Genomic DNA, 22,294 nt, shown 5'->3' with positions numbered 1-22,294 from the left:
TCCTGGGGGATGGGCATGCGGCCCGCAACGCCGGCGCGCGGCGCTGGGGCCGGGCGCCGGCGAGGCGGGTTTAGCACATCACGATGTTTTCGAGGTTGAAGGCGAAAGGCGTCGAACTGGCGCCCGGGCCGCCACCGGTCATGACGATGTCGGCGCTGGCGATGCCCAGCAGGGACAGCTCGGTGTTGATGTTGGAGATGATCGCCGAGTCCATGACCTGGCCTTGAACGATTTGCGAGGCCACGCCGATCCAGATGGTGGGCTTGAACTCGAACACCGCTTTTTGCTGCGGCGCGATCGAGGTCTTGATCGCCAGCAGCTTGCCGGCCTTGTAGATGCTGGCATTGATGGCGCCCATGGGCAGGCTGTTGAGCACCTGCACTTCCTTGGAGCTGGTGCCGCTGCCCGCGGGCACCAGGCGGTCGCCCGAGGTCGTCAGCGCCATCTGGAACAGCTGGCCGTTCTGCGCATCGAGCTGCGGCGTGTAGTTGCCGTAGCTGTCGCTGGCGCCGACCTGCATGGTCATGGGGAAGGTGAAGGGATGGTTGTCACCCTGGCCGCAGTAGCGGATGACCTGCCAGGCCACCGCGAGCTCGTCGAAGTTGGTCGCGACGTTCTTCTGGAAAATCACGATCTCCGAGTTGTTCGCGTCATTCGAGTTGTTGATGAAATTCAGCGCAATATCCATGGTTTACTCCTGTTGATTAAAAAGATGGCAGCGCACCCTGCGTTGCCCGTTTGCCATCGTTGCCCTGCTGCCCCGGCGGCGAACCCAGCGTGTCCAGTCCCGGCTTTTTCCCTCAGGCCTGAACGATGTTTTCGAGATTGAATTCGTAGGCTGTCGCGCCCTCGCCCGGGCCGCCGCCCGTCATCACGATGTCGGCGCTGGCGATGCCGATCAGCGAAAGCTCGGTGTTGATGTCCGACATCACGGCGGAGTTGATGGGCTGGCCCTGGATGACCTCGGAGGTCACGCCTATCCACAGCGCCGGCTGGTACTGGAAAACCGCCTTCTGCCCGGGAGAGACCGAGGTCTTCACGCCCATCAGGCGGCCGTCCTTGAAGATGCAGACATCGACCGCGCCCTGGCTCATGTCGTTGAGCACGTCCAGCTCGGTCGACGCGCCGGCCGGCCCGGTGTACAACAGGCGCCGGTTGCCGGCGGGGGTCTGGACCAGGCTCAGCATCTGGCCGTTTTTGGCTTTCAGGCGCGGCGTGAAGTTGGCGTTCTCGTCGGTGATCGACACCTCGTAGCCGTCGGGGTAGATGAAAGGGTGGGTGCAGTCGCGCCCGCAATATCGGATCACCTTCCAGGCCACGGACAGCGAGGCCATGGTGCTCAGCACGTTCTTCTGGTAGATCACCACCTCGGACTTGTTGCCGTCGTTGGACTTGTTGACGAATCGCAGTTTGATATCCATGGTGCTTCCCTTGGTGGCTTGCCTGCTCGGGGCCCGCGGGCCTTTGCGTTTCAGTGCTGCTACTCTAGGGAAGGCCCATGGCCAAAGCGATTACAGGCAATTACAAAAGCGCGTGTGAAAATTTCCCTTGCGCGCAGGCCCGTGATGGGCCGTGGATGAAACGACGGCGCCGGGGCTTGCCATAAACTTGATGCACTGGCGCCGTGCATGCGCACGCGATGCACGCGCCACGCCACCCTCGATTTGAAAGCCGCACCATGACCCAGCCTGACACGCCCAAGCCATCCGCCGCGCCCCGGCTCACCAGCCTCTCGCACGGCGGCGGCTGCGGCTGCAAGATCGCGCCCGGCGTGCTCAGCGAGATCCTGAAAAATTCAGGCAACCTGCCGGGCCTGAACATTCCGCCGCAACTGCTGGTGGGCATAGAGACCGCCGACGACGCGGCCGTGTACCAGCTCAACGACGAACAGGCGCTGATCGCCACCACCGACTTCTTCATGCCCATCGTGGACGACCCCTACGACTTCGGGCGTATCGCCGCAACCAATGCGATCAGCGACGTCTACGCGATGGGCGGCACGCCCATCATGGCGCTGGGGCTGGTGGGCATGCCCGTCAACGTGCTGCCGCTGGAAACCATAGGTGCCATCCTGCGTGGCGGCCAGGACGCCTGCCGCGAGGCCGGCATCCCGATCGCGGGCGGCCACACCATCGATTCGGTGGAGCCTATCTACGGCCTGGTGGTGATGGGCCTGGTGCATCCCTCGCGCGTCAAGAAAAATTCCGGCGCGCGCGCCGGCGACGTGCTGGTGCTGGGCAAGCCGCTGGGCGTGGGCATACTCTCGGCGGCGCTGAAAAAAGAAAAACTCGATGCCCAGGGTTATGCCCGCATGGTGGCGCTCACCACACAGCTCAACAAACCCGGCATGGCTCTGGCGCGCATGGACGGCGTGCACGCGCTGACCGACATCACCGGCTTCGGCCTGGCCGGCCACGGCCTGGAGCTGGCACGCGGCGCCGGCCTGCAGCTTCGCATCGACTGGCAGCGAGTGCCCCTGATCCCCGGCGCGCGCGAACTCGCGGCGCAAGGCTGCGTGACGGGCGCCTCAGGCCGCAACTGGGCCAGCTATGGGGCCGAAGTGAGTTTGCGGGCCGGCTTCACCGAAGTCGACAAGGCCTTGCTGAGCGACCCGCAGACTTCGGGCGGCCTGCTGGTGTCCTGCAGCGCGGACAGCGCGGACGAGGTGCTGGGGATTTTCCGGGAGCAGGGGTTTAGCGACGCTGCCGTGGTCGGGGAAGTCCTTGCGGGTAAAGGCATGGCCGTTCGCTGAAAAAAGAGGCAGGGGGCCTGCCACAGGCGCAATACCCCTAGGGTAAACCCGGAAATTTTTTGTCAGTCTTTATTCAGTGCGGCGGCGGGCATCCGTCGTACCATTCATGCCTCGGCGTACCCGGTGGGTACTTTCTCATTCAAAAAAACTGATCGGAGACATCCCCCGTGTCCGCACTCCTCAAACTCGCACTGGCCTATGACTGGCTGACCACGCGGCTGGGCAAGATCGCCGCCTGGACGGTGCTGCTGGCCGCGCTGATTTCGGCCGGCAATGCCTTTGTACGCTACGGCCTGGACATCAGCTCCAACGGCTGGCTGGAAATCCAGTGGTATCTGTTCGCCGGCACCGTGATGCTGGGCGCGCCCGTGGTGCTCAAGCTCAACGAGCACGTGCGGGTCGACATCATCTACGGCAAGCTGAAAGGCAACGGGCCGGTCTATGTGGACATCTTCGGCCTGGTCTTCTTCCTGCTGCCGGTGATGGGCCTGATGGCCTACCTGAGCTGGCCGCTGTTCATGAGCATGTACCGCTCCGGGGAAGTCTCGGGCAACGCGGGCGGCCTGATCCGCTGGCCCGCGATGCTGCTGCTGCCGCTGGGCTTTGGCCTGATGTTCGTGCAGGGCCTGTCGGAAATCATCAAGCGCATCTGCTACCTCCAGGGCAAGTTCGAGATGGACACGCACTACGAGAAGCCGGTCCAGTGATCCGTTTGCATCACCCGCTCCCATAAAAATACTTTCAGGACTACGCCATGCAAATGGAAAACTTCGCCCCGATCATGTTCGCGGGCCTCGTGCTGATCATGCTGATCGGCTTCCCCGTCGCCTTCTCGCTGGCCGCCCTCGGGCTCGGTTCGGGCTTTCTGGCCATCGAGATGGGCTGGTTCCCGGCCAGCTTCATGTCCAACCTGCCGCTCAATATGTTCGGCATCCTGTCGAACGAGCTGCTGCTGGCGATTCCCTTCTTCACCTTCATGGGCGCCATCCTTGAGAAATGCGGCCTGGCCGAGGACATGCTGGACTCCATGGGCCAGCTGTTCGGCCCCGCCAAGGGCGGCCTGGGCTACTCGGTCATCATCGTCGGCTTCATCCTGGGCGCCATCACCGGCACGGTGGCCGGCCAGGTGATCGCCATGGCGCTGATCTCGCTGCCCGTGATGATCCGCTACGGCTACAACATGCGCTACGCCACCGGCGTGCTGGCGGCCTCGGGCACCATCACGCAGCTGGTGCCGCCTTCGCTGGTGCTGATCGTCATGGCCGACCAGCTGGGCCGCTCGGTGGGCGACATGTACAAGGGCGCCTGGGGCCCCTCCATCCTGCAGGTGCTGATCTTCGCGGGCTACACCTTCGCGCTCGGCGTGTTCAAGCCCGACCATGTGCCCGGCGTTCCCAAAACCGCGCGCACGCTCAACGGCTGGGCGCTGTGGGCCAAATGCCTGCGCGGCATCATCCCCTCGGCCATCCTGATCTTCGCGGTGCTGGGCTCCATGGGCGGCCTGCCCGGTATCGACAAGGCCATCGCCACGCCGACCGAAGCCGGCGCCATGGGTGTGGTGGGCGCGCTGGTGCTGGCCGCCATGCACAAACGCCTGACCCCGGCGCTGATCTGGGAAGCCATGATAGGCACCATGCGCCTGACGGCCATGGTGGTGTTCATCCTGATAGGCGCGCGCGTCTTCTCGATGGTGTTCCAGGGCGTGGACGGCGCCAAGTGGGTCGAGCACATGCTCAGCGGCCTGCCCGGCGGCCAGATCGGCTTCCTGATCGCCGTCAACCTGTTCATCTTCTTCCTGGCCTTCTTCCTCGACTTCTTCGAGATCGCCTTCATCATCCTGCCCATGCTGGGCCCGGTCGCCGACAAGCTGGGCATTGACCTGATCTGGTTCGGTGTGCTGCTGTGCGTGAACATGCAGACCAGCTTCATGCACCCGCCTTTCGGCTTCGCGCTGTTCTACCTGCGCGGCATCGCCGACACGCTGTTCAAGGAAGGGCGCATCCCCAAACCCATCAAGTCCAACGACATCTACCTGGGCGCGATTCCCTGGGTGGCGATGCAGCTGCTGCTGGTGGCGATCGTGATCTTCGTGCCGCAGACGGTGACTGTCTTCCTCGACAAGCCCGAGGTGATAGACCTGGACAAGGTCAAGATCGAAGTGCCGGTCGACGACAGCGCCACCCCGCCCGCGGGCGCGGCCAGCGGCGCGGCAGGCAGCGATCCGCTGGCGCCGCCGGCCGAGCCCAGCTCCGAAGACGAACAGAAAAAGGTCGACGAGCTGTTCAAGACCAAGTAAACGCCCGCCGTCTTCCAGGCCTGTGCAACGCCCCTTTCGTGAGGGGCGTTTTTATTGCGCCTTCGCCATGACGGCCCTATCCTTCGCATCACCCCACGAGCCCGCCATGGACCCCACGCCCGCATCCAATACCTACTTCGGCCCACCGCCCTTCAAGTTCACGCCTACAGGCGGAAGCATCTCCGGGAAGGCGTTTTCCGTGACCTTCAAGATCCTGGCGACCGTTATCGTGCTGGCCCTGGCCGCGGCCTTTGCGCAGGCCTGGCTGGCCGGCAGGGCCTCGGGCGCATCGGCTGCCGGCGGCTGGTTTATCGCGGGCCTGCTGCTGGTGGGCTACACCTGGTGGCACATCCTGCGCAGCGTCACGCGCCTTGATGAGCAGGGCCTGCACCAGAGCTGGGTCTGGGACAAGCACATGGAGCTGCGCGAGCTGGCCTACGGCAAGCTGATCCGCGTGCGCGGGCTCGAATGGCTGATCGCGCCGCGCCTCTATGTGCGCACGCTGATGGGCAAGTTCGCGGTGTTTTATGCAGCCTCGCCTGAGATGGTGGCCGAGTTTGAGCGCCTTGTCAGCGAACTGAAGACCTTTCGCAGCCAAAGGTAGCTGGCCCCCTGCCTGGAAGAAGGCAGGCGAAAAAAAACCGCGACATGTCGCGGTTTTTTTATGCATGGGCAGCGCTTACAGGGTCACGCCTTGCATGTACGTGTCAAAGCGCGACTCGGCAAAACGGAACCAGAGGATCTGGTCCTTCTGGAAAGCGCGGTAGTCGCTGTAGATCTTCTTCCAGTCGGGGTTCTTCTCGGCCAGTTCGCCGTAGAGGTCCATCGCGGCCTTGAAGGAAGCGTCGAGCACGGGCTTGGGGAAGGGCAGGATCTTGGTCTTGGCGCCCACCAGCTGCTTGAGCGCGGTCGGGTTGCGGGCGTCGTACTTGGCCTGCATGTCGATGTGCGCGTGCGAGGCGGCGCTTTCGACAATTGCCTTGTACTCCGCGGGCAGGGCTTCGAGGGCCTTGTTGTTGATGAAGAAGTCCACCTCAGGACCGCCTTCCCACCAGCCGGGGTAGTAATAAAACGGCGCGACCTTGTTGAAGCCCAGCTTCTGGTCATCGTAAGGGCCTACCCACTCGGCGGCGTCCAGCGTGCCCTTTTCGAGCGCCTGGTAGATTTCGCCGCCGGGCAGGTTTTGCGGCACCACGCCGAGGCGTTCCACCACCTTGCCAGCAAAGCCGCCGATGCGGAACTTCAGGCCCTTCAGGTCGGCCACAGTCTTGATTTCCTTGCGGAACCAGCCGCCCATCTGGGTGCCGGTGTTGCCGCCGGGGAAGCTCACGAGGTTGTACTTGGCGTAGAACTCGTTCATGAGCTTGCGGCCGTTGCCTTCGTACATCCAGGCCGACATCTGGCGAGAGTTCATGCCGAAGGGAATGGCCGCGCCGATGGCGAAGGCCTCGTTCTTGCCGAAGTAGTAGTAAGGCACGGTGTGGCACATTTCCACGGAACCCTGGCCCACGCCGTCGACCACGCCGAAAGCGGGCATCAGTTCACCGGCCGCGTGCACGCTGATCTGGAACTTGCCGCCGGTCATCTCGCCGACCTTCTTGGCGAACACTTCGGCGGCGCCGTAAATCGTGTCCAGCGGCTTGGGGAAGCTGGAAGCCAGGCGCCAGCGTATGGTGGCCTGCGCGTGAACCGCGGGGGCGATGCCGGCAGCGAGAACGCCGGCAATGCCGGCGTTTTTGATAAGGGAGCGACGATCCAAAATACTATCTCCTGAAAGTTTGTCAAACGTGCGGGGCCTGAATGGCGCCCGCCGGACCTCTCGAGCCGGTACGGCCGGTAAAGGCAGCGTCCCCAAGCGAAGGCCAGCTGGGATTTTGTCAGCTTTTACTTCGAGAACACACCGTTCTTACCCACCTGTTTCAAGAATAAAAAAGCCGCCTCTGGGAGGCGGCTTGCAAATTCCTGACGGGGCGCGCAGGCCCCGCGGGAATCAGAGCTTCTGGGCTTGCATGAAGCGGTCGAAGGTGGCCTCGGTGAAGCGGAACCACAGGTTCTGCTCGGCGCGGAACTTGGAATAGTCGGCGTAGATTTTTTTCCAGCTCTCGTTCTTGGCGCTGAGCTCCTCATACAGGGCCATGGCTTCCTTGAAGGCGGCGTTCATCACGTCGGTGGGGAAAGGCCGCAATTTGGTGCCCGCGCCCACCAGCTGCTTGAGGGCCGCCGGGTTCTTGGCATCGTACTTGGCCTGCATCTCGCCGTGGGCCTGGGCCGCGGCGGCCTCCACGATGGCCTTGTACTCGGGCGTGAGCGCCTCGAAGGCCTTGTTGTTGATGAAGAAGTCCAGCTCGGGGCCGCCCTCCCACCAGCCGGGGTAGTAATAAAAGGGCGCGACCTTGTTGAAGCCCAGCTTCTGGTCGTCATACGGGCCCACCCATTCGGCGGCATCGATGGTGCCTTTTTCCAGCGCCTGGTAGATTTCGCCGCCGGGGATGTTCTGCGGCACGCCGCCTATGCGCTCGAGCACCTTGCCGGCAAAGCCGCCTATGCGCATCTTCAGGCCCTTGATGTCCTTGACGGACTTGATTTCCTTGCGGTACCAGCCGCCCATCTGGGCGCCGGTGTTGCCGCCGGGGAAGTTGACGATGTTGTACTTGGCATAGAACTCGCGCATCAGCTTCAGGCCGTTGCCTTCGTACATCCAGGCGCTCATCTGCCGGCTGTTCAGGCCGAAGGGGATGGCGCAGCCCAGCGCGAAGCATTCGTCCTTGCCGAAGAAATAATACGGCGCGGTGTGGGCCGCCTCGATGGAGCCCTGCTGCACGCCGTCGACCACGCCAAAAGCGGGCATCAGCTCGCCGGCCGCATGGACCGAGATTTCGAACTTGCCGCCGGACATGTTCTTGACGGCCTTGGCGAACACCTCGGCCGCGCCAAAGATGGTGTCCAGCGATTTCGGGAAGCTCGATGCCAGCCGCCATCGCACGGCGGCCTGGGCATGAACCGCTGGTGCCACGCCGGCAGCCAGCACACCGGCGATGCCGGCATTTTTGATGAGTGAGCGACGATCCATAAAACTCTCTCCTGAAGTTATTGAAGTTGTCCGTAGGGGGTCCGTAGCACGGTCGGGTACTGCAATAGTTGCAGCGTCCCGGACGCGCCGGCGGAGCATGGACACTTTGTCACTCTTTTTCAGAAAGTTACCCCGTTCTTACCCGTAGATCGCCACAGATTTCCACAAAAAAAAGCCGCCCCATGGGCGGCTTTTTCCGGCACGGGCCTGCGCGGCAGGCGTGCTCGGGGCTTGGCGTCCGGGCAAACAGCCCGGCCAGGCCTGCTTACAGTTTCTGGCTTTGCATGAAGCGGTCGAAAGTGGCTTCGGTGAAACGGAACCACAGGTTCTGGTCGCCGCGGAATTTCGAATAATCGGCGTAGACCTTGCGCCAGCTTTCGTTCCTGGCCGACAGCTCTTCGTAGAGCTTCATGGACTCTTTGAAAGCCGCGCCCATGACGTCCGCGGGGAAGGGACGCAGCTTGGCGCCGGCACCCACCAGCTGTTTGAGGGCCGTGGGGTTCTTGGCGTCGTACTTGGCCTGCATGTCGACGTGGGCCGCCGCGCTGGCGACTTCGACGATGGCCTTGTACTCGGGCGTGAGCGCGTCGTAGGCCTTCTGGTTGATGTAAAGGTCCAGCTGCAGGCCGCCTTCCCACCAGCCGGGGTAGTAGTAGTTGGGCGCCACCTTGTTGAAGCCCAGTTTCTGGTCGTCATAGGGGCCTATCCATTCGGCCGCGTCTATGGTGCCTTTTTCCAGGGCCTGGTAGATCTCGCCGCCGGGAATGTTTTGCGGCACGCCGCCCAGGCGCTCTATGACCTTGCCGGCAAAACCGCCGACGCGGAATTTGAGGCCTTTCATGTCGGCCAGCGACTTGATTTCCTTGCGGAACCAGCCGCCCATCTGCGCGCCGGTGTTGCCGCAGGGGAAGCTGATGATGTTGTACTTGGCGTAGAACTCGCGCATCAGCTTCAGGCCGTTGCCCTCGAAGGTCCAGGCGCTCATCTGGCGGCTGTTCAGGCCAAAGGGAATCGCCCCGCCTATGGCGAAGGTCTCATCCTTGCCGAAGAAGTAGTAGGGTGCCGTGTGGGCCGCTTCGATGGAGCCCTGCTGCACGCCGTCGACCACGCCGAAGGCGGGCATCAGCTCGCCGGCCGCATGGACCGAGATTTCGAACTTGCCGCCCGAGATCGCCTTGACGTGTTTGGCGAAGGTTTCCGCGCCGCCGTAAATCGTGTCCAGCGACTTGGGGAAGCTGGAAGCCAGGCGCCAGCGAACGGCGGCCTGCGCATGAACGGCGGGCGCGACGCCCGCGGCCAGCACGCCGGCAACGCTCGCGTGCTTGATGAGTGAACGACGATCCATCAACTTGACTCCGAAGTGTGAAAAATAGAATTCCCTGGGGCCCGCGCATGCGCCGGCCAGACTGCCTGCGCAGGTCCTGGGGAATTCTAAAAATCAGGGGGGTGTCACCCGGGCGGGTTTACCCTTGAAGAGCTGACAAGAACCTGTCGGCCCCCACGCTTTTCACTTCGTGTAATGCGCTGCCCCCCGAGGGGGCGCTGCGCCTGCGGTCTGGCAAAGCCAGTCCCGCGGCCCCTGCTTGGTTGAAAAAAACGTGCTTAAGCGACGGACTTGAGTGCTGGCTTGACGGGTTTGCCTGATCCCAGCATCGGGCCGAAGCGCGTGTTGACGGACGCTTCGATGCCTGCGGCATCGAGGCCTTGCATGGCCAGCAGTTTGGCGTGGTCGCCGTGTTCGATGAATTCGTCCTTGAGGCCCAGGTGCAGCACGGGCTTGTTGATGCCTGCGGCTTGCAGGGCTTCGCTGACGGCGCTGCCGGCGCCGCCCATGATGGCGCCCTCTTCCACCGTGACCAGGGCTTCATGGCCGGCCGCAACCTTGAGCAGCAACTCGGTGTCCAGCGGCTTGGCCCAGCGCATGTTGACGACGGTGGCGCCCAGCTTTTCGGCGGCCTGCAAGGCCGGGTACAGCAAGGTACCGAAAGCCAGGATGGCGATGCCCGCGCCTTCGCGGCGGATTTCGCCCTTGCCGAAGGGCAGCGACTCCAGCCCCGTTTCCGGCTCCACACCGGCGCCGGCGCCGCGCGGGTAGCGCACGGCCACCGGGTGGTTTTGCTCGAAGGCGGAGGACAGCAGCTTGCGGCATTCGCGCTCGTCGGCCGGGCAGGCCACGCTCATGTTGGGGATGCAGCGCAGGTAGGGGATGTCGTAGGCGCCCGCATGCGTGGCGCCGTCGGCGCCGACCAGGCCGGCGCGGTCCAGCGCGAACACCACGGGCAGGTTCTGCAGGGCCACGTCGTGGATCAGCTGGTCGTAGCCGCGCTGCAAAAAGGTCGAATAGATCGCGACCACGGGCTTGAGCCCTTCGCAGGCCATGCCGGCGGCAAAGGTCACCGCATGCTGCTCGGCGATGCCGACGTCGTGGTAGCGGGCCGGAAAGCGTTTGTGGAACTCGACCATGCCGGAGCCTTCGCGCATGGCCGGCGTGATGCCGACCAGTCGGGCGTCGTGCTCGGCCATGTCGCACAGCCACTGGCCAAAGACCTGGGTGAAAGTCTGCTTGGCCGGCGCGCTGGATTTTTGCAGGCCCATGGCCGGGTCGAACTTGCCGGGGCCGTGGTAGGCGATGGGGTCAGCTTCGGCCAGCTTGTAGCCCTGGCCTTTTTTGGTGACCACGTGCAAAAACTGCGGGCCGCCGTTGTTGTCCATCAGGTGCTTGATGTTTTCCAGCGTGGGCACCAGCGACTCGAGGTCGTGGCCGTCTATGGGGCCTATGTAGTTGAAGCCGAAGTTTTCAAACAGCGTGGCCGGCACGACCATGCCCTTGGCATGCGACTCCAGGCGCTTGGCCAGCTCGAGCAGCGGCGGCGCCACGCGCAGCACCTGCTTGCCCACATGCTTGGCCGACGCGTAAAAGCGCCCGCTCATGAGCTGGGCCAGGTAGCGGTTGAGCGCGCCCACGGGCGGGCTGATGCTCATGTCGTTGTCGTTGAGCACCACCAGCAGCTTGCAGTGGTCGTGCACGCCCGCGTTGTTCAGGGCCTCGAAAGCCATGCCGGCGCTCATGGCACCGTCGCCGATGATGGCCACGGCATGGCGGTGCTCGCCCTTTTGCTGGGCGGCCAGCGCCATGCCCAGCGCGGCGGAAATCGAGGTCGACGAATGCGCGGTGCCGAAGGTGTCGTACTCGCTTTCGTCGCGGCGCGGAAAGCCCGACAGCCCGCCGAACTGGCGCAGGCTGCCCATGCGCTCGCGCCGGCCCGTGAGGATTTTGTGCGGATAGGTCTGGTGGCCCACGTCCCAGACCAGGCGGTCCTCGGGGGTGTTGAAGACGTAGTGCAGGGCCACCGTGAGCTCCACGGTGCCGAGGTTGGAGCTCAGGTGCCCGCCGGTCTGGGAAACGCTGTCGAGCACGAAGGCGCGCAGCTCGTCGGCCAGGGGTTTGAGGCCGTTGCGCGGCAGCTTGCGCAGGTCGGCGGGGCTGTGGATGGTTTCGAGCAATGGGTACATCGTGGTGTCGTTGTTATGGCGAGGCCGGTTCCTCTTCCCTGGTTGTCTGTCCTGCTTAATGGTGGCGGTTGACCAGCATGTCGGCCAGCGCGCGCAAGGCCTCGGTGCGGGCCAGCCCGCTGGCGTCCAGGCCGGCCAGGGCCCTGGCCAGCAGCTGCTGCGCATAGGCCTTGGAGGCCTCCAGCCCCATCAGCGAAACAAAGGTGGGCTTGTCCTGGGCGGCATCCTTGCCGGCGGTCTTGCCCAGCGTGGCGGAGTCGGCGGTGACGTCGAGGATATCGTCGACCACCTGGAAGGCCAGGCCGACGGCCGCGCCGTAGTCGCGCAAGGCCTGCCAGGCCGCGGGCGCCACAGTGCCGCAGGCCGCGCCCATCATGACGCTGGCCTCCAGCAGCGCGCCGGTTTTCAGGCGGTGCATCTCGTGCAGCTGCTGCGAATTCAAGGGCATGCCCACGCTGGCCAGGTCAATCGCCTGGCCGCCGGCCATGCCCTGGAAACCGGCCGCCTGGGCCAGCATGCGGCACAGCCGCGCCTGCGTGGCGGCGTCGACCGAGCCATCTTCGGGCGTCAGGAATTCAAAGGCCAGGGCTTGCAGCGCGTCGCCGGCCAGCAGCGCCTGGGCCTGGCCGAACTTGACGTGCACCGTGGGCTTGCCGCGGCGCAGCACGTCGTTGTCCATGCAGGGCATGTCGTCGTGCACCAGCGAATAGGCGTGGATCAGCTCGACTGCGCAGGCGGCGCGCAAGGCGGCCTGGCCGTTGCCGCCCACGGCCTCACAGGCCGCCATGACCAGCAGCGGACGCAGGCGCTTGCCGCCGTCGAGCACGGCATAACGCATGGCGTCGCCCAGGCCGGCGGGCGCGGGCGCATCGGTGGGGCAGGCCACCCAACGGGACAAGGCGCTCTCGACGGTGGCAAGCTGTCTTGCGCTCCAGTCGCTCAGCGTGAACAGGGGCAGTTTGTCAGGGGCGTTCAATCGGTATCTCTGTTTGTGTCTGGATAGGGTTGCGGGGTCGCGGCTTTCGCGCCGCTTTACTCCTGCACCCAGGGCTTGAGTTCCGTGCCTTCGAGCACCTTGATCTGGGTTTCCACGGCTTCGAGCTTGTCGCGGCAGAACTTCAGCAGCTGCGCGCCGCGCTGGTAGCCTGTCAGCAGCTGGTCCAACGGCAACTGGCCGGACTCCAGGCTGTCCACCAGTTCCTCGAGTTCCTGCAGGGCCGCCTCATAGCTGGCGGGCAGCGCCGCGGCGGCAGGTGTGGGAGAGGTGGGGGATGAAGCGCTTTTGGCCATGGTTCTCTGGAGGTAGGCCTGATTTTAGGCCGTTGCGAAGGGATTGCGGCGCCCGGTACCCCGGGCTTGCAAATGCAATATTCGTATTATCCGGCGGCGGCGCGCAAAGCCCCCGGATTCACCCCGCGCGGGTACAATTGATAACAGTTCTCGATAACAACGGTGACCCCGTTGCGGGAAACCCGGCCTTGTTTTCACCCGTGGGCTGACGCTCAGCCTGCTTCCCTGGTTTGTCAACTGCCTCCAAAGCCTCGCGCGGCGGCATGTTCACCCGAAATTTGCATGTCTGATCTCAGCCTTCGCCTCCTTCAGGCCACCAGCCAGCTCCCGATTTCCAGCTACTTTGATGCGGGCCTGTACCAGCGGGAGCAGCAAAAGCTGTTCACGCACGGGCCGCGCTACCTGGGCCATGAACTGGCGGTGCCCAACCTGGGCGACTACTACGCCCTGCCGCATGAGGGCGAAGGCCGGGCGCTGGTGCGCAATGCTTCGGGCATAGAGCTGATCTCCAACGTCTGCCGGCACCGGCAGTCGACCATGCTGCAGGGCCGCGGCAATACCGGCAGCAACATCGTCTGCCCGCTGCACCGCTGGACCTACAACACCTCGGGCGAGCTCATAGGCGCGCCGCACTTCGAGATCGATCCCTGCCTGAACCTGAACCGCTACAAGACCACGACCTGGAACGGCCTGGTGTTCGAGGACAACGGCCGCGACGTCGCGGCCGAGATGGCGCAGCTGGCCACCCATACCGACCTCGATTTTGCGGGCTACCAGCTCGACAAGGTGCACCTGCACGAGTGCAACTACAACTGGAAGACCTTCATCGAAGTCTACCTCGAGGACTACCACGTCGGCCCCTTCCACCCCGGCCTGGGCGGCTTCGTCACCACCGACGACCTGCGCTGGCAGCTCGAGGCCGACTATTCGGTGCAGACGGTGGGCGTGTCGGACAAGCTCGGCAAGCCGGGCACCGACACCTACAAAAAATGGCACGACGTGGTGCTGCAGTACCGCAAGGGCGTGCCGCCCAAATACGGCGCGATCTGGCTCACCTACTACCCGCACGTGATGGTCGAGTGGTACCCCCACGTGCTGGTGGTCAGCACGCTGCATCCGCAGGGGCCGGACAAGACGCTCAACGTGGTGGAGTTCTTCTACCCCGAGGAAATCTGCGCCTTCGAGCGCGAATTCATCGAGGCCCAGCAGGCCGCCTACATGGAAACCTGTGTGGAGGACGACGAAATCGCCCTGCGCATGGACGCCGGCCGCAAGGCCCTGCTGCTGCGCGGCGACAACGAATTCGGCCCTTACCAAAGCCCCATGGAAGACGGCATGCAGCACTTTCACGAGTGGTACCGCCGCGAGATGGGCGCCAGCAAAACCACACAGATGATCTAACCGCGCGCCCTTGCATATGATGGCTGCAGTCCCGCTTTTTTTCGGGGCCGCAGCCATTTTTCATTCCACCCCTCCCTCCCCTTAAACCCGCCGCACACCATGCAAGCCGTCTGGATGATTTTTTCCTCGTTCATGTTTGCGACCATGGGGGTCTGCGTGAAGTACGCGTCGGAGCACTTCAACAGCGCCGAGCTGGTGTTCTACCGCGGCATCCTGGGCATTCTCTTCATGGCGGCCTATGCGCGTGCGCGCGGCATCACGCTGGCCACCCGCTACCCGGCCATGCACGCCTGGCGCAGCGTGATCGGCGTGATGTCGCTGTCGGCCTGGTTTTACGCGATTGCGCATTTGCCGCTGGCCACCGCCATGACGCTCAACTACATGAGCAGCGTGTGGATCGCGGCCTTCCTGGTCGGCGGCGCGCTGATGGCCTGGACGCCGCCGAAAACCAACACCAGCGCCCCGGCCAACACGCCCCCGGAGGGTGGCGCGGCCAGCCTGGGGGCCTTGTTTTCCAGCCAGGGGCCGCTGGTGATGGCCATTCTCGCGAGCTTTGCCGGCGTGGTCATGCTGCTGCGCCCGGCCATAGACCAGAACCAGACCTTTGCCGGCCTGGTGGGCCTGATGTCCGGCCTGGGCGCGGCCTTCGCCTATATGCAGGTCATGGCGATCTCGCGCATGGGCGAGCCCGAAACCCGCACCGTGTTTTACTTCGCCGTGGGCACGGCGGTGGCCGGCGCGCTGGGCATGGCGGTCATGGGCGTGACGCCCTGGAACTGGCGCCACGCGCTGTGGCTTCCGCCCATAGGCATGCTGGCGTCGCTGGGCCAGCTGGCCATGACCAAGGCCTATTCGATGTCGGAAAACCACGGCGGCACGCTGATGGTGGCCAACCTGCAGTATTCGGGCATTGTGTTCGCGGCCCTCTACAGCCTGATCCTGTTTGGCGACAATATTCCCCTGATCGGCTGGGCCGGCATGGTGCTCATCATCGTGAGCGCTATTGCGGCCACGGTGCTGCGCGCCCGCGCCGCGCCGAATGCCCCCGCCGAGGAACATTAAGGAGCGAAAGATGAGCTACACCACCCTGATTTCCGCCGAACAGCTGCAAGCCCTGGTCGCCTCGGCCAAACCGCTGCGTATCTTCGACTGCAGCTTCGACCTCATGAAGCCGGGACTGGGGCAGGAGCAGTACCTGGCCTCGCACATCCCCGGCGCCGTGTACGCCAACCTGGACACCGCGCTGAGCGCCAAACACGGTGTGCCCGGCGCCCACGGAATCATCACCGCCAGCGGTGCCGACGCGCCCGCGTCGGGCGGGCGCCACCCGCTGCCGAATCGCGAGAAGTTCGCGACCTGGCTGTCCAGCGTCGGTTTCGCCAACAACATGCAGGCCGTTGTTTACGACCGCAACGGCGCCAACTACTGCGGGCGCCTGTGGTGGATGCTCAAGTGGGCCGGCCATGAAAACGTCGCCATGCTCGACGGCGGCCTGCAGGCCTGGCAGGTGGCGGGCGGCACGGTGAACAGCGGCGAGGAGCCCGCGCATTTCCAGGCCAGCTTCCTGCTCGCGCCGGCCAGGGCCACGCTGGTGTCGGCCGACACCGTGGCCGCACAACTGGGGCGGCCGGCCCAGACCCTGATCGATGCGCGCGCCACGCCGCGCTTCAAGGGCGAGGTGGAGCCGCTGGACCCGGTGGCCGGCCATATCCCCGGCGCGCTGAACCGGCCCTTCAGCCAGAACATAGCGCCCGACGGCAAATTCAAGCCGGCCGCGCAGCTCAAGGCCGAGTTTGAAACCCTGCTGGCCGGCCGCGACCCGGCCACCGTGGTGCACCACTGCGGCAGCGGCGTCAGCGCCGTGCCCAACCTGGTCGCGATGGAAATCGCCGGCCTGGGCAGGACCGGCCTGTACGCCGGCAGCTGGAGCGACTGGTGCAGCGACCCACAGCGCCCGGTGGCCCAGGGCTAGGAACAACCTGTTAGCGCCCCAACAAAAAACGCCACCGGCCCTGCCTGGTGGCGTTTTTCTTTAAGCCCGCACGAAGGCGGCGGCTCTCTTTATTTGGTGCCGCCGCTGGCCGGTGTGCCGGGGGCGGCCGAACCCGAATTCGAGACAGCAGCGCTGGCCTCCGGCGTTGGCGTGGGGCTGGTGCCGCTGCTGCTGGTGGAAGGCGTCGAAGGCGTGGAAGAAGTCGAGGGGCTGGAGCTGGACGGCGTCGAGGAGGTCGCGCCGGTGTCTTCAACTTTTTTCCCGCAGGCGCCCAACGCCAGCAGGGCAGCCAGGGCAAGAGCCGTTGCGGCAGCGGGTTTCAATTTGGATGCGTGCATGTCTGTTTCCTTGTATGAAGAGATGAAGGGATAGGAGGATCAATCTGTCGATCGGCGGAAGTTGGCTGAACGCCAGCCAGCCACCAATTTATCCGCGCCTCGCGGCCATGCCCCATGAGACTGTGTCCCACAGGGCTGTAGGGATTTTTCGATGGGTGCGCGCTGAGGGCATGCACCGGAAGGCGCGCTTCAGCAGGCGCGGGCGTGGCCTGTCAGGCGGATGCGCCTGTGCGGGTTGTCGCGCCGCGCCCCCGAGCTGGGACCGGCGCCGCGGCTGCTCCTGGAGCCGTTGTCCGGCCTGTCACCCACCTGGCCTTTGGAAGGGCTGGGTTCGGGTTTGTGGGCATGAAGGGTGTCGCTGCTTTTCATCGGAAGGTCTCCTTCGGCTTGCAGGCCCCGGCCGGCTACGCCGGAAGTCCGGCTCGCCTGCCACAAGGGCGCACAAAGGGGTGCACAGAGTCTGTTGGTTTCACTCTAAAAGCCGCGCGGCACGGCCGCTGTAGGCAATGCCTGCCCATGGCGTAGGAAACGGCCTACAAATCTAGGCGGGAGGCCGCGCCGGGGAGCGCACATGCTCGGGCCGCACGCCCACACCCACCGCATAAGCCGGCAGCGCCTGCAGCAGCGGCCAGCGGCGCATCAGCTTCAAGGGCCAGGGTAGCGCCATGGGCGGGGCCTCGCTGCCGCGCGCCGCCAGCACCGGGCTCAGCACGCGGTTCTGGATGGCCACCTGCGCCGCCTGCGTAAGCCGGGTCGGCAGCAGGCGCCGCTTTTCGACCTGCGCCAGGAATGGCGTCAGGGCCGCCGTGCCCACGCGCGCATCGGCCAGCGGCAGCGCCAGCGTATTGGCCGCCGCCACCGCATCCTGCACCGCCAGGTTGATGCCGACGCCGCCCACGGGCGACATGGCATGCGCGGCGTCGCCTATGCACAGCAGGCCGGGCCTGTACCAGCGCTCCAGCCGGTCCACCGTCACGCTCAGCAGCTTGATGTCGTCCCAGCTTGCCAGCGCGTCCATGCGGCCCGCGAACAGCGGCGCCACCTTCACCATGTCGGCCCGGAAGGCCTCCAGCCCACGCGCACGCACGGCCTCAATCCCGCCCTTGGGAATCACATAGGCGCACTGCCAGTAGCTGCCGCGGTCAATCATGGCCAGGAAGATGCCGGTGGTGATGCGCCCGCCCGTGGTGGAAGGATCTCCCGGCAGCTTGGGCAGCCGCATCCACAGCACGTCGATGGGCGCGCCCAGGTCGCGCACCACCAGCCCGGCGGCGGCGCGCACCGTCGAGCGCCGGCCGTCGGCGCCTACGACCAGGTCCGCCCTCACCTGCAAGGGGCCTTCCGGCGTCGTGACATGCACGCCCGTCACCGTGCCGCCCTCCTCGCTCAGCCCCGTGACTTCGGCGTTCTGCAGCAAACGGAAACCAGGGTAAAGCTCGGCCTCGTCGCGCACGAAATCCAGGAACTCCCACTGCGGCATCATCGCGATGAACTGGCAGCGTATGCGCAGGCGCTTGAAGCTGGCGAGCACCACCTGGGTGTCGCCGACGATCGCGCGCAGCTCGCTGACCTCTTCGTGCGGGCGTGCCAGGAATTTGTCCAGCAGGCCCAGCTCGTGGATCACCTGCAGCGTGGACGGATGCACGGTGTCGCCGCGAAAGTCGCGCAGGAAATCCGCGTGCTTTTCAAGCACCAGCACCTCCACGCCGGCGCGTGCCAGCAGCAGGCCCAGCATCATGCCGGCCGGGCCGCCGCCGGCAATGCAGCAGCGGACCTTGAGAACTTCGGCCATGGTGTCTCCCTCGAGGAAAAGTCCCCCGACCTTATAGAAGCTTGCCGCGCGGTGCAAGCGCGGAGCAGGCGCTCAAGCCGGCGGCGCAGGGGCCGGGCCCGGTTTCAGGCTTGTACCCGGGGAAGCGCCGGATGCGGCGCCGGCGTCGCCCTCATCGTGGTTGTGGCCGTCGTCCTCGATGGCTTGCCGGGCATGGTGGGCGTGGTGGGACTCTTTGGGGCTGATTTCGGGAAATGGCTTGACGACCGGCTGGTGCAGCAGCTCGGCGCCTTCGGGGCTGGTGTCTATCGGCATGTCGGTTCTCCTTGCAGCAGTCAAACCCTGCGGGAAACCCGAAACGGGTGTCCTGCCTGCGTTGCGCATTTCCTGTGCGCCTTATGACACTACACCGGTTCCGATTTCATTGCCGGCAGCGATTTTTTCGCCTATATCACCGTCATTGGCATGGGCGTGGTCTGTACCTCGCCCGGGTCCGGCGGCGTGTCCAGGGGCGGTAGCGGCTCGGGCGGCGGAACGTTGGGGTTTGTGGCCGCCATCACAGGCCTAGCAGCATGAGCGGAATGTCGTGGGTCGCCAGCGTCGCGGCGGCCGCCATGCTGGCGAAGACCGTGATGAAGAACGCGATGTAGGCCGCGGCACGCGGGCGGCGAACAATGCGCGGCTTGTGCTGCGATACCCGGCGAGACGGCCTGCCCGTGCCAAAAGCCGTCGACGGGCGGAAGGCGCTGGAAACCGTGGTGGGTTCTGAATGGAAGTTCATGGCGGGCCTGCCTTTGCACAAGGAAACGGGGGCACGTAAGACTCACCCCCATCTTCCCGCCCTGCCCGGCCGGGGTTTGTAGGCCGCCACGCCATGTCCGTGTCAGTGCCGCCTTACAGCGCCGCCAGGCCGAAAAACCTCAATGGTGGTGCGCCATCCCGCTGATCAGCGTGACCAGGCCTATGCCAATCGCCAGCCAGGCGATCTGCGCCATGGTTTCGCGGGCGGTCACGCGTTTTTGCAGCTGCGGGATCAAATCGGCCAGCGCGACATAGATAAAGCTGCTCGAGGCCATGATCAGGAAAAACGGCAGGTAGTCATAGAGCTGGTCGACCAGCGCATAGCCGACCACGCCGCCCAATGCCGTCACCGCGCCGGCCAGCGACACCTTGATGAGGGCGGCGCGCCGGTTGTTCGAGGTCTGGCGCAGCACCACCAGGTCGCCCATGTGGTGGGGCACCTCGTGCACCAGCACCGCCAGCGCCGCGACCACGCCCAGCCGCAGGTCCGCCATAAAGGCCGAGGCGATCAAAATGCCGTCGCCGAAGGCATGCACGCTGTCGCCGGCCAGCACGGCCCAGCCGCCGGTGCGGGCTTCACCATGCCCATGGCCGTGGCCGTGGTGGCTGTGCGCGGCATGCACATGCCCGGTATGGTCATGCTGCGCATGCGCCGCCGCTTCGGGGCCGTGGTGCTCGCCGCCGTGGTGCTCATGGCCGTGGTGCCAGAGCTCGGCCTTGTCGAGCAGAAAAAAGAACACCAACCCCACCAGCAAGGTCGCGAACAGTTCCTTGGCGCCGGCCTGGCTTTCAAAAGCCTCGGGCAGCAGGTGCATAAAGGCCGTGGCCAGCAGCGCGCCGGCGGCCAGGCTCAGCATGTGCTGGGTGTAGCGGGTCAGCACGCCGAAGCTCAGCAAAGCCGCCAGCCACACGCTGCCTATGCCGGCGGCCAGGGTTCCCATCAAGATTGCTAGCAAAGTCATAGCTACATATGCCCGTATTGACTGGGCCGAAGCCCAAATTGATCAGCCCAAGCCTGCAGGGGCAACCCGGAGGTTACACCACAGACGACAAAACCCCGGGCGCGGCATTCAATGCCAGCGGGCCGGGGTTCTTTTAATCTTATCAAGGCTGTCAAGAGGGGGCGGCGTAAAAAAGCCGCCAGCCCTTTTCAGGGGAGGCGGCTGACATCCTGCCAGCGGGGAATCAGACTACACCGTGGCTCTTAAACCACGCCAGTGCGCGCTTGAAGCCGTCTTCAGCCGCATCCTTGCGGTAGCTGGGCCGGTAATCGGCATGGAAGGCGTGGGGCGCCTGCGGGTAGACCACAAATTCGGAGGCGGCTGCCGCCTTGTTGCCTTTGGCGCCGGCTTCGGCCAGCGCGTCCTTCATCTGGTTGACGGTGGTCAGCGGGATGCCGCCGTCCTGGCCGCCGTAGAGACCGAGCACCGGCGCCTTCAGGCCTGCCGCGAGGTCCAGCGGGTGCTTGGGCGTGAGCGCCGAGGGCTGGCCGACCAGGCGGCCGTACCAGGCCACGCCGGCCTTGACGTTCTTGCTCTGCTCGGCATACAGCCAGGTGATGCGGCCACCCCAGCAAAAGCCGGTGATGCCGACCTTTTTGGTGTTGCCGCCGTTGGCGCCCGCCCACTTCACCGCGCCGTCCAGGTCGGCCATGACCTGTTCGTCAGGCACCTTGGAGACGACCTCGGCCATCAGCTTGGCCATTTCGTTGTATTTGCTGGGGTCGCCCTGGCGCGCGTAAAGCTCGGGGGCGATGGCCAGGTAGCCGGCCTTGGCGAAGCGCCGCGCGGTGTCGGCGATGTATTCGTGCACACCGAAGATCTCCTGGATCACCAGCACCACCGGCAGGTTGGTCCTGCCGGCGGGCGCCGCGAAGAAGGCGGGCACCTTGAAGCCGTTGACCTCGTAGGTGGTCTCGCCGGTCTTCAGGCCTTCGGAGGAGGTCTTGATCGCGGTCTGCGCCATGATGGGCATGGCGGTGGCGGCATAACCGACACCCAGAGCCGTTTTGAGCGCGGTGCGGCGGCTGGCGCCGGCTTCAGTGCTCCGCCCAGGCAGCAAGGCATCGAAGTCTTTTTTCTGGTCGTGTTCAAGCATGGCGGTTTCCTCAGAAGTAGTTGTTGGAAGGCAAGCTATCGGAGTCTATGCGGCCCCGGAAGTTCTTGCCACCGCGGGGCGATGGCATGGTGTTTTCCCTTGCCCCGCCCCTTTCCACACTTCGCCCTTGGCTTAGACGATCTTGACGCTGAGCTCCGGCAGGCCGTCGATGTGGCATTCGATGACGTCGCCCTTGACCACCGGGCCGACGTTTTCGGGCGTGCCTGAATAAATGAGGTCGCCGGGGAAGAGCTCAAAGGCCTCGGACAGCTTGGAGATCTGCTCGGCCACCGACCAGATCATGTGGTTGAGCGTGGCGTTCTGCTTGAGCTGGCCGTTGACCTTGAGCCAGATCGCACCCTTGGTGTAGTGGCCGGTCTGCGCCACCTTGTGGATGGGGCCTATGGGGGCCGACATGTCAAAGCTCTTGCCGATTTCCCAGGGTTTTTTCTGGTCGCCCATGCCGCGCTGCAAATCACGCCGCGTCATGTCCAGGCCCAGCGCGTAGCCGTAGACCAGGTCCAGCGCCCTGTCCATGGGGATGTTGCGCCCGCCCTTGGCCAGCGCCGCCACCAATTCGACTTCGTAGTGGTAGTTCTTGGTCAGCGTGGGATAGGGATGGTCGGCGACCTTTCCGGGCGGCACCACCTGGATGGCGTCGGTCGGCTTCTGGAAAAAGAAAGGCGGCTCGCGGCTCGGGTCCGAGCCCATCTCGATCGCATGGGCCGCGTAATTGCGGCCTATGCAGTAGATGCGGCGCACCGGGAACATCTCGGTGCTGCCCGCGATGGGGATGTAGGTTCCGGCCACCGCGAAGGGCGTGGCCGGCGCATTGGCCGCCGTGCCGGGCGTGGCGCAGCCGACGACCGCGCCTGTCGCCATCAGGGCGCCTGTTTGCAGAATTCCGCGTTTGCTCATGTCTGGTTGTGTCATGGGTGTCTCCTGGATTGATAAAAGCTGGAGCTTGTTGTC

The 22,294-nt window shown here is 64.9% G+C and carries 23 protein-coding genes; 7 read left to right on the top strand and 16 right to left on the bottom strand.

Annotated elements, in window-relative coordinates; translation table 11 throughout:
- Window positions 1–70 precede the first annotated feature (70 nt).
- Complete coding sequence (locus ACEN9P_RS18085; protein WP_477660719.1) at window positions 71–688, bottom strand: RhiA family protein; 618 nt, start codon at window positions 686–688, stop codon at window positions 71–73.
- A gap of 112 nt (window positions 689–800) precedes the next feature.
- Window positions 801–1,421, bottom strand: a complete 621-nt coding sequence (locus ACEN9P_RS18080) for a hypothetical protein (protein ID WP_477660718.1) — start codon at window positions 1,419–1,421, stop codon at window positions 801–803.
- 257 nt (window positions 1,422–1,678) lie between these two features.
- Here ACEN9P_RS18080 and selD point away from each other — a divergent pair, with 257 nt between their 5' ends.
- The 4 genes from selD (at window position 1,679) to ACEN9P_RS18060 (ending at window position 5,652) form a co-directional block, all read left to right on the top strand.
- Complete coding sequence (gene selD, locus ACEN9P_RS18075) at window positions 1,679–2,752, top strand: selenide, water dikinase SelD (RefSeq protein ID WP_495620042.1); 1,074 nt, start codon at window positions 1,679–1,681, stop codon at window positions 2,750–2,752.
- Window positions 2,753–2,919: 167 nt separating this feature from the next.
- The gene (locus tag ACEN9P_RS18070) at window positions 2,920–3,459 is read left to right on the top strand and encodes a TRAP transporter small permease subunit (RefSeq protein WP_477660716.1); all 540 of its coding nucleotides are present in this window, start codon (window positions 2,920–2,922) and stop codon (window positions 3,457–3,459) included.
- A gap of 47 nt (window positions 3,460–3,506) precedes the next feature.
- Entirely contained in the window at window positions 3,507–5,048 is a 1,542-nt protein-coding gene (locus ACEN9P_RS18065) for a TRAP transporter large permease (RefSeq protein ID WP_477660715.1), read from the top strand.
- Between the two features lie 106 nt (window positions 5,049–5,154).
- Window positions 5,155–5,652, top strand: a complete 498-nt coding sequence (locus tag ACEN9P_RS18060) for a hypothetical protein (protein ID WP_477660714.1) — start codon at window positions 5,155–5,157, stop codon at window positions 5,650–5,652.
- A gap of 75 nt (window positions 5,653–5,727) precedes the next feature.
- On the opposite strand, the gene ACEN9P_RS18055 is transcribed toward ACEN9P_RS18060, so the two are convergent.
- From ACEN9P_RS18055 to ACEN9P_RS18030, 6 genes are all read right to left on the bottom strand, one after another.
- The gene (locus tag ACEN9P_RS18055) at window positions 5,728–6,807 is read right to left on the bottom strand and encodes a TRAP transporter substrate-binding protein (RefSeq protein ID WP_477700962.1); all 1,080 of its coding nucleotides are present in this window, start codon (window positions 6,805–6,807) and stop codon (window positions 5,728–5,730) included.
- 231 nt (window positions 6,808–7,038) lie between these two features.
- Window positions 7,039–8,118 carry a TRAP transporter substrate-binding protein gene (locus ACEN9P_RS18050; RefSeq protein ID WP_413327673.1) on the bottom strand — a complete coding sequence of 360 codons (1,080 nt, stop codon included), beginning with the start codon at window positions 8,116–8,118 and terminating at the stop codon, window positions 7,039–7,041.
- A 265-nt stretch (window positions 8,119–8,383) separates the two neighbouring features.
- Window positions 8,384–9,463, bottom strand: a complete 1,080-nt coding sequence (locus tag ACEN9P_RS18045) for a TRAP transporter substrate-binding protein (protein WP_495620041.1) — start codon at window positions 9,461–9,463, stop codon at window positions 8,384–8,386.
- Between the two features lie 257 nt (window positions 9,464–9,720).
- Window positions 9,721–11,631, bottom strand: a complete 1,911-nt coding sequence (gene dxs / locus ACEN9P_RS18040; RefSeq protein ID WP_495620040.1) for a 1-deoxy-D-xylulose-5-phosphate synthase — start codon at window positions 11,629–11,631, stop codon at window positions 9,721–9,723.
- 55 nt (window positions 11,632–11,686) lie between these two features.
- The gene (locus ACEN9P_RS18035) at window positions 11,687–12,607 is read right to left on the bottom strand and encodes a polyprenyl synthetase family protein (protein WP_477660709.1); all 921 of its coding nucleotides are present in this window, start codon (window positions 12,605–12,607) and stop codon (window positions 11,687–11,689) included.
- A 56-nt stretch (window positions 12,608–12,663) separates the two neighbouring features.
- Window positions 12,664–12,921, bottom strand: a complete 258-nt coding sequence (locus ACEN9P_RS18030; protein WP_495620039.1) for an exodeoxyribonuclease VII small subunit — start codon at window positions 12,919–12,921, stop codon at window positions 12,664–12,666.
- Between the two features lie 282 nt (window positions 12,922–13,203).
- Here ACEN9P_RS18030 and ACEN9P_RS18025 point away from each other — a divergent pair, with 282 nt between their 5' ends.
- From ACEN9P_RS18025 to ACEN9P_RS18015, 3 genes are all read left to right on the top strand, one after another.
- A complete protein-coding gene (locus ACEN9P_RS18025; RefSeq protein WP_477660707.1) occupies window positions 13,204–14,322 on the top strand; it encodes an aromatic ring-hydroxylating oxygenase subunit alpha in 1,119 nt (372 codons plus the stop codon).
- Between the two features lie 99 nt (window positions 14,323–14,421).
- Window positions 14,422–15,384, top strand: coding sequence for a DMT family transporter (locus ACEN9P_RS18020; RefSeq protein ID WP_495620038.1), 963 nt, complete (start codon window positions 14,422–14,424; stop codon window positions 15,382–15,384).
- Window positions 15,385–15,394: 10 nt separating this feature from the next.
- A complete protein-coding gene (locus tag ACEN9P_RS18015) occupies window positions 15,395–16,294 on the top strand; it encodes a sulfurtransferase (RefSeq protein ID WP_495620037.1) in 900 nt (299 codons plus the stop codon).
- Between the two features lie 89 nt (window positions 16,295–16,383).
- Here ACEN9P_RS18015 and ACEN9P_RS18010 read toward each other — a convergent pair whose 3' ends face one another.
- The 8 genes from ACEN9P_RS18010 to ACEN9P_RS17975 form a co-directional block, all read right to left on the bottom strand.
- Window positions 16,384–16,653: a hypothetical protein gene (locus ACEN9P_RS18010; protein ID WP_495620036.1), complete on the bottom strand. Its 270-nt coding sequence runs from the start codon at window positions 16,651–16,653 to the stop codon at window positions 16,384–16,386.
- 189 nt (window positions 16,654–16,842) lie between these two features.
- Complete coding sequence (locus ACEN9P_RS18005; RefSeq protein ID WP_007865760.1) at window positions 16,843–17,022, bottom strand: hypothetical protein; 180 nt, start codon at window positions 17,020–17,022, stop codon at window positions 16,843–16,845.
- Window positions 17,023–17,194: 172 nt separating this feature from the next.
- A complete protein-coding gene (locus ACEN9P_RS18000; protein ID WP_495620035.1) occupies window positions 17,195–18,445 on the bottom strand; it encodes an FAD-dependent oxidoreductase in 1,251 nt (416 codons plus the stop codon).
- 72 nt (window positions 18,446–18,517) lie between these two features.
- The gene (locus ACEN9P_RS17995; protein ID WP_477660702.1) at window positions 18,518–18,739 is read right to left on the bottom strand and encodes a hypothetical protein; all 222 of its coding nucleotides are present in this window, start codon (window positions 18,737–18,739) and stop codon (window positions 18,518–18,520) included.
- Between the two features lie 241 nt (window positions 18,740–18,980).
- A complete protein-coding gene (locus ACEN9P_RS17990; protein ID WP_495620034.1) occupies window positions 18,981–19,205 on the bottom strand; it encodes a hypothetical protein in 225 nt (74 codons plus the stop codon).
- A gap of 139 nt (window positions 19,206–19,344) precedes the next feature.
- Complete coding sequence (locus ACEN9P_RS17985; protein ID WP_477660700.1) at window positions 19,345–20,187, bottom strand: ZIP family metal transporter; 843 nt, start codon at window positions 20,185–20,187, stop codon at window positions 19,345–19,347.
- Window positions 20,188–20,410: 223 nt separating this feature from the next.
- A complete protein-coding gene (locus ACEN9P_RS17980) occupies window positions 20,411–21,322 on the bottom strand; it encodes a dienelactone hydrolase family protein (protein ID WP_477660699.1) in 912 nt (303 codons plus the stop codon).
- A gap of 132 nt (window positions 21,323–21,454) precedes the next feature.
- The gene (locus ACEN9P_RS17975; protein WP_495620033.1) at window positions 21,455–22,255 is read right to left on the bottom strand and encodes a fumarylacetoacetate hydrolase family protein; all 801 of its coding nucleotides are present in this window, start codon (window positions 22,253–22,255) and stop codon (window positions 21,455–21,457) included.
- Window positions 22,256–22,294: the final 39 nt, after the last annotated feature.

Source organism: Polaromonas sp. Polasp52, from assembly GCF_059491565.1.
The sequence above is the reverse complement of the archived record's forward strand: the minus strand, read 5'-3'. Positions and strand labels throughout refer to the sequence as shown.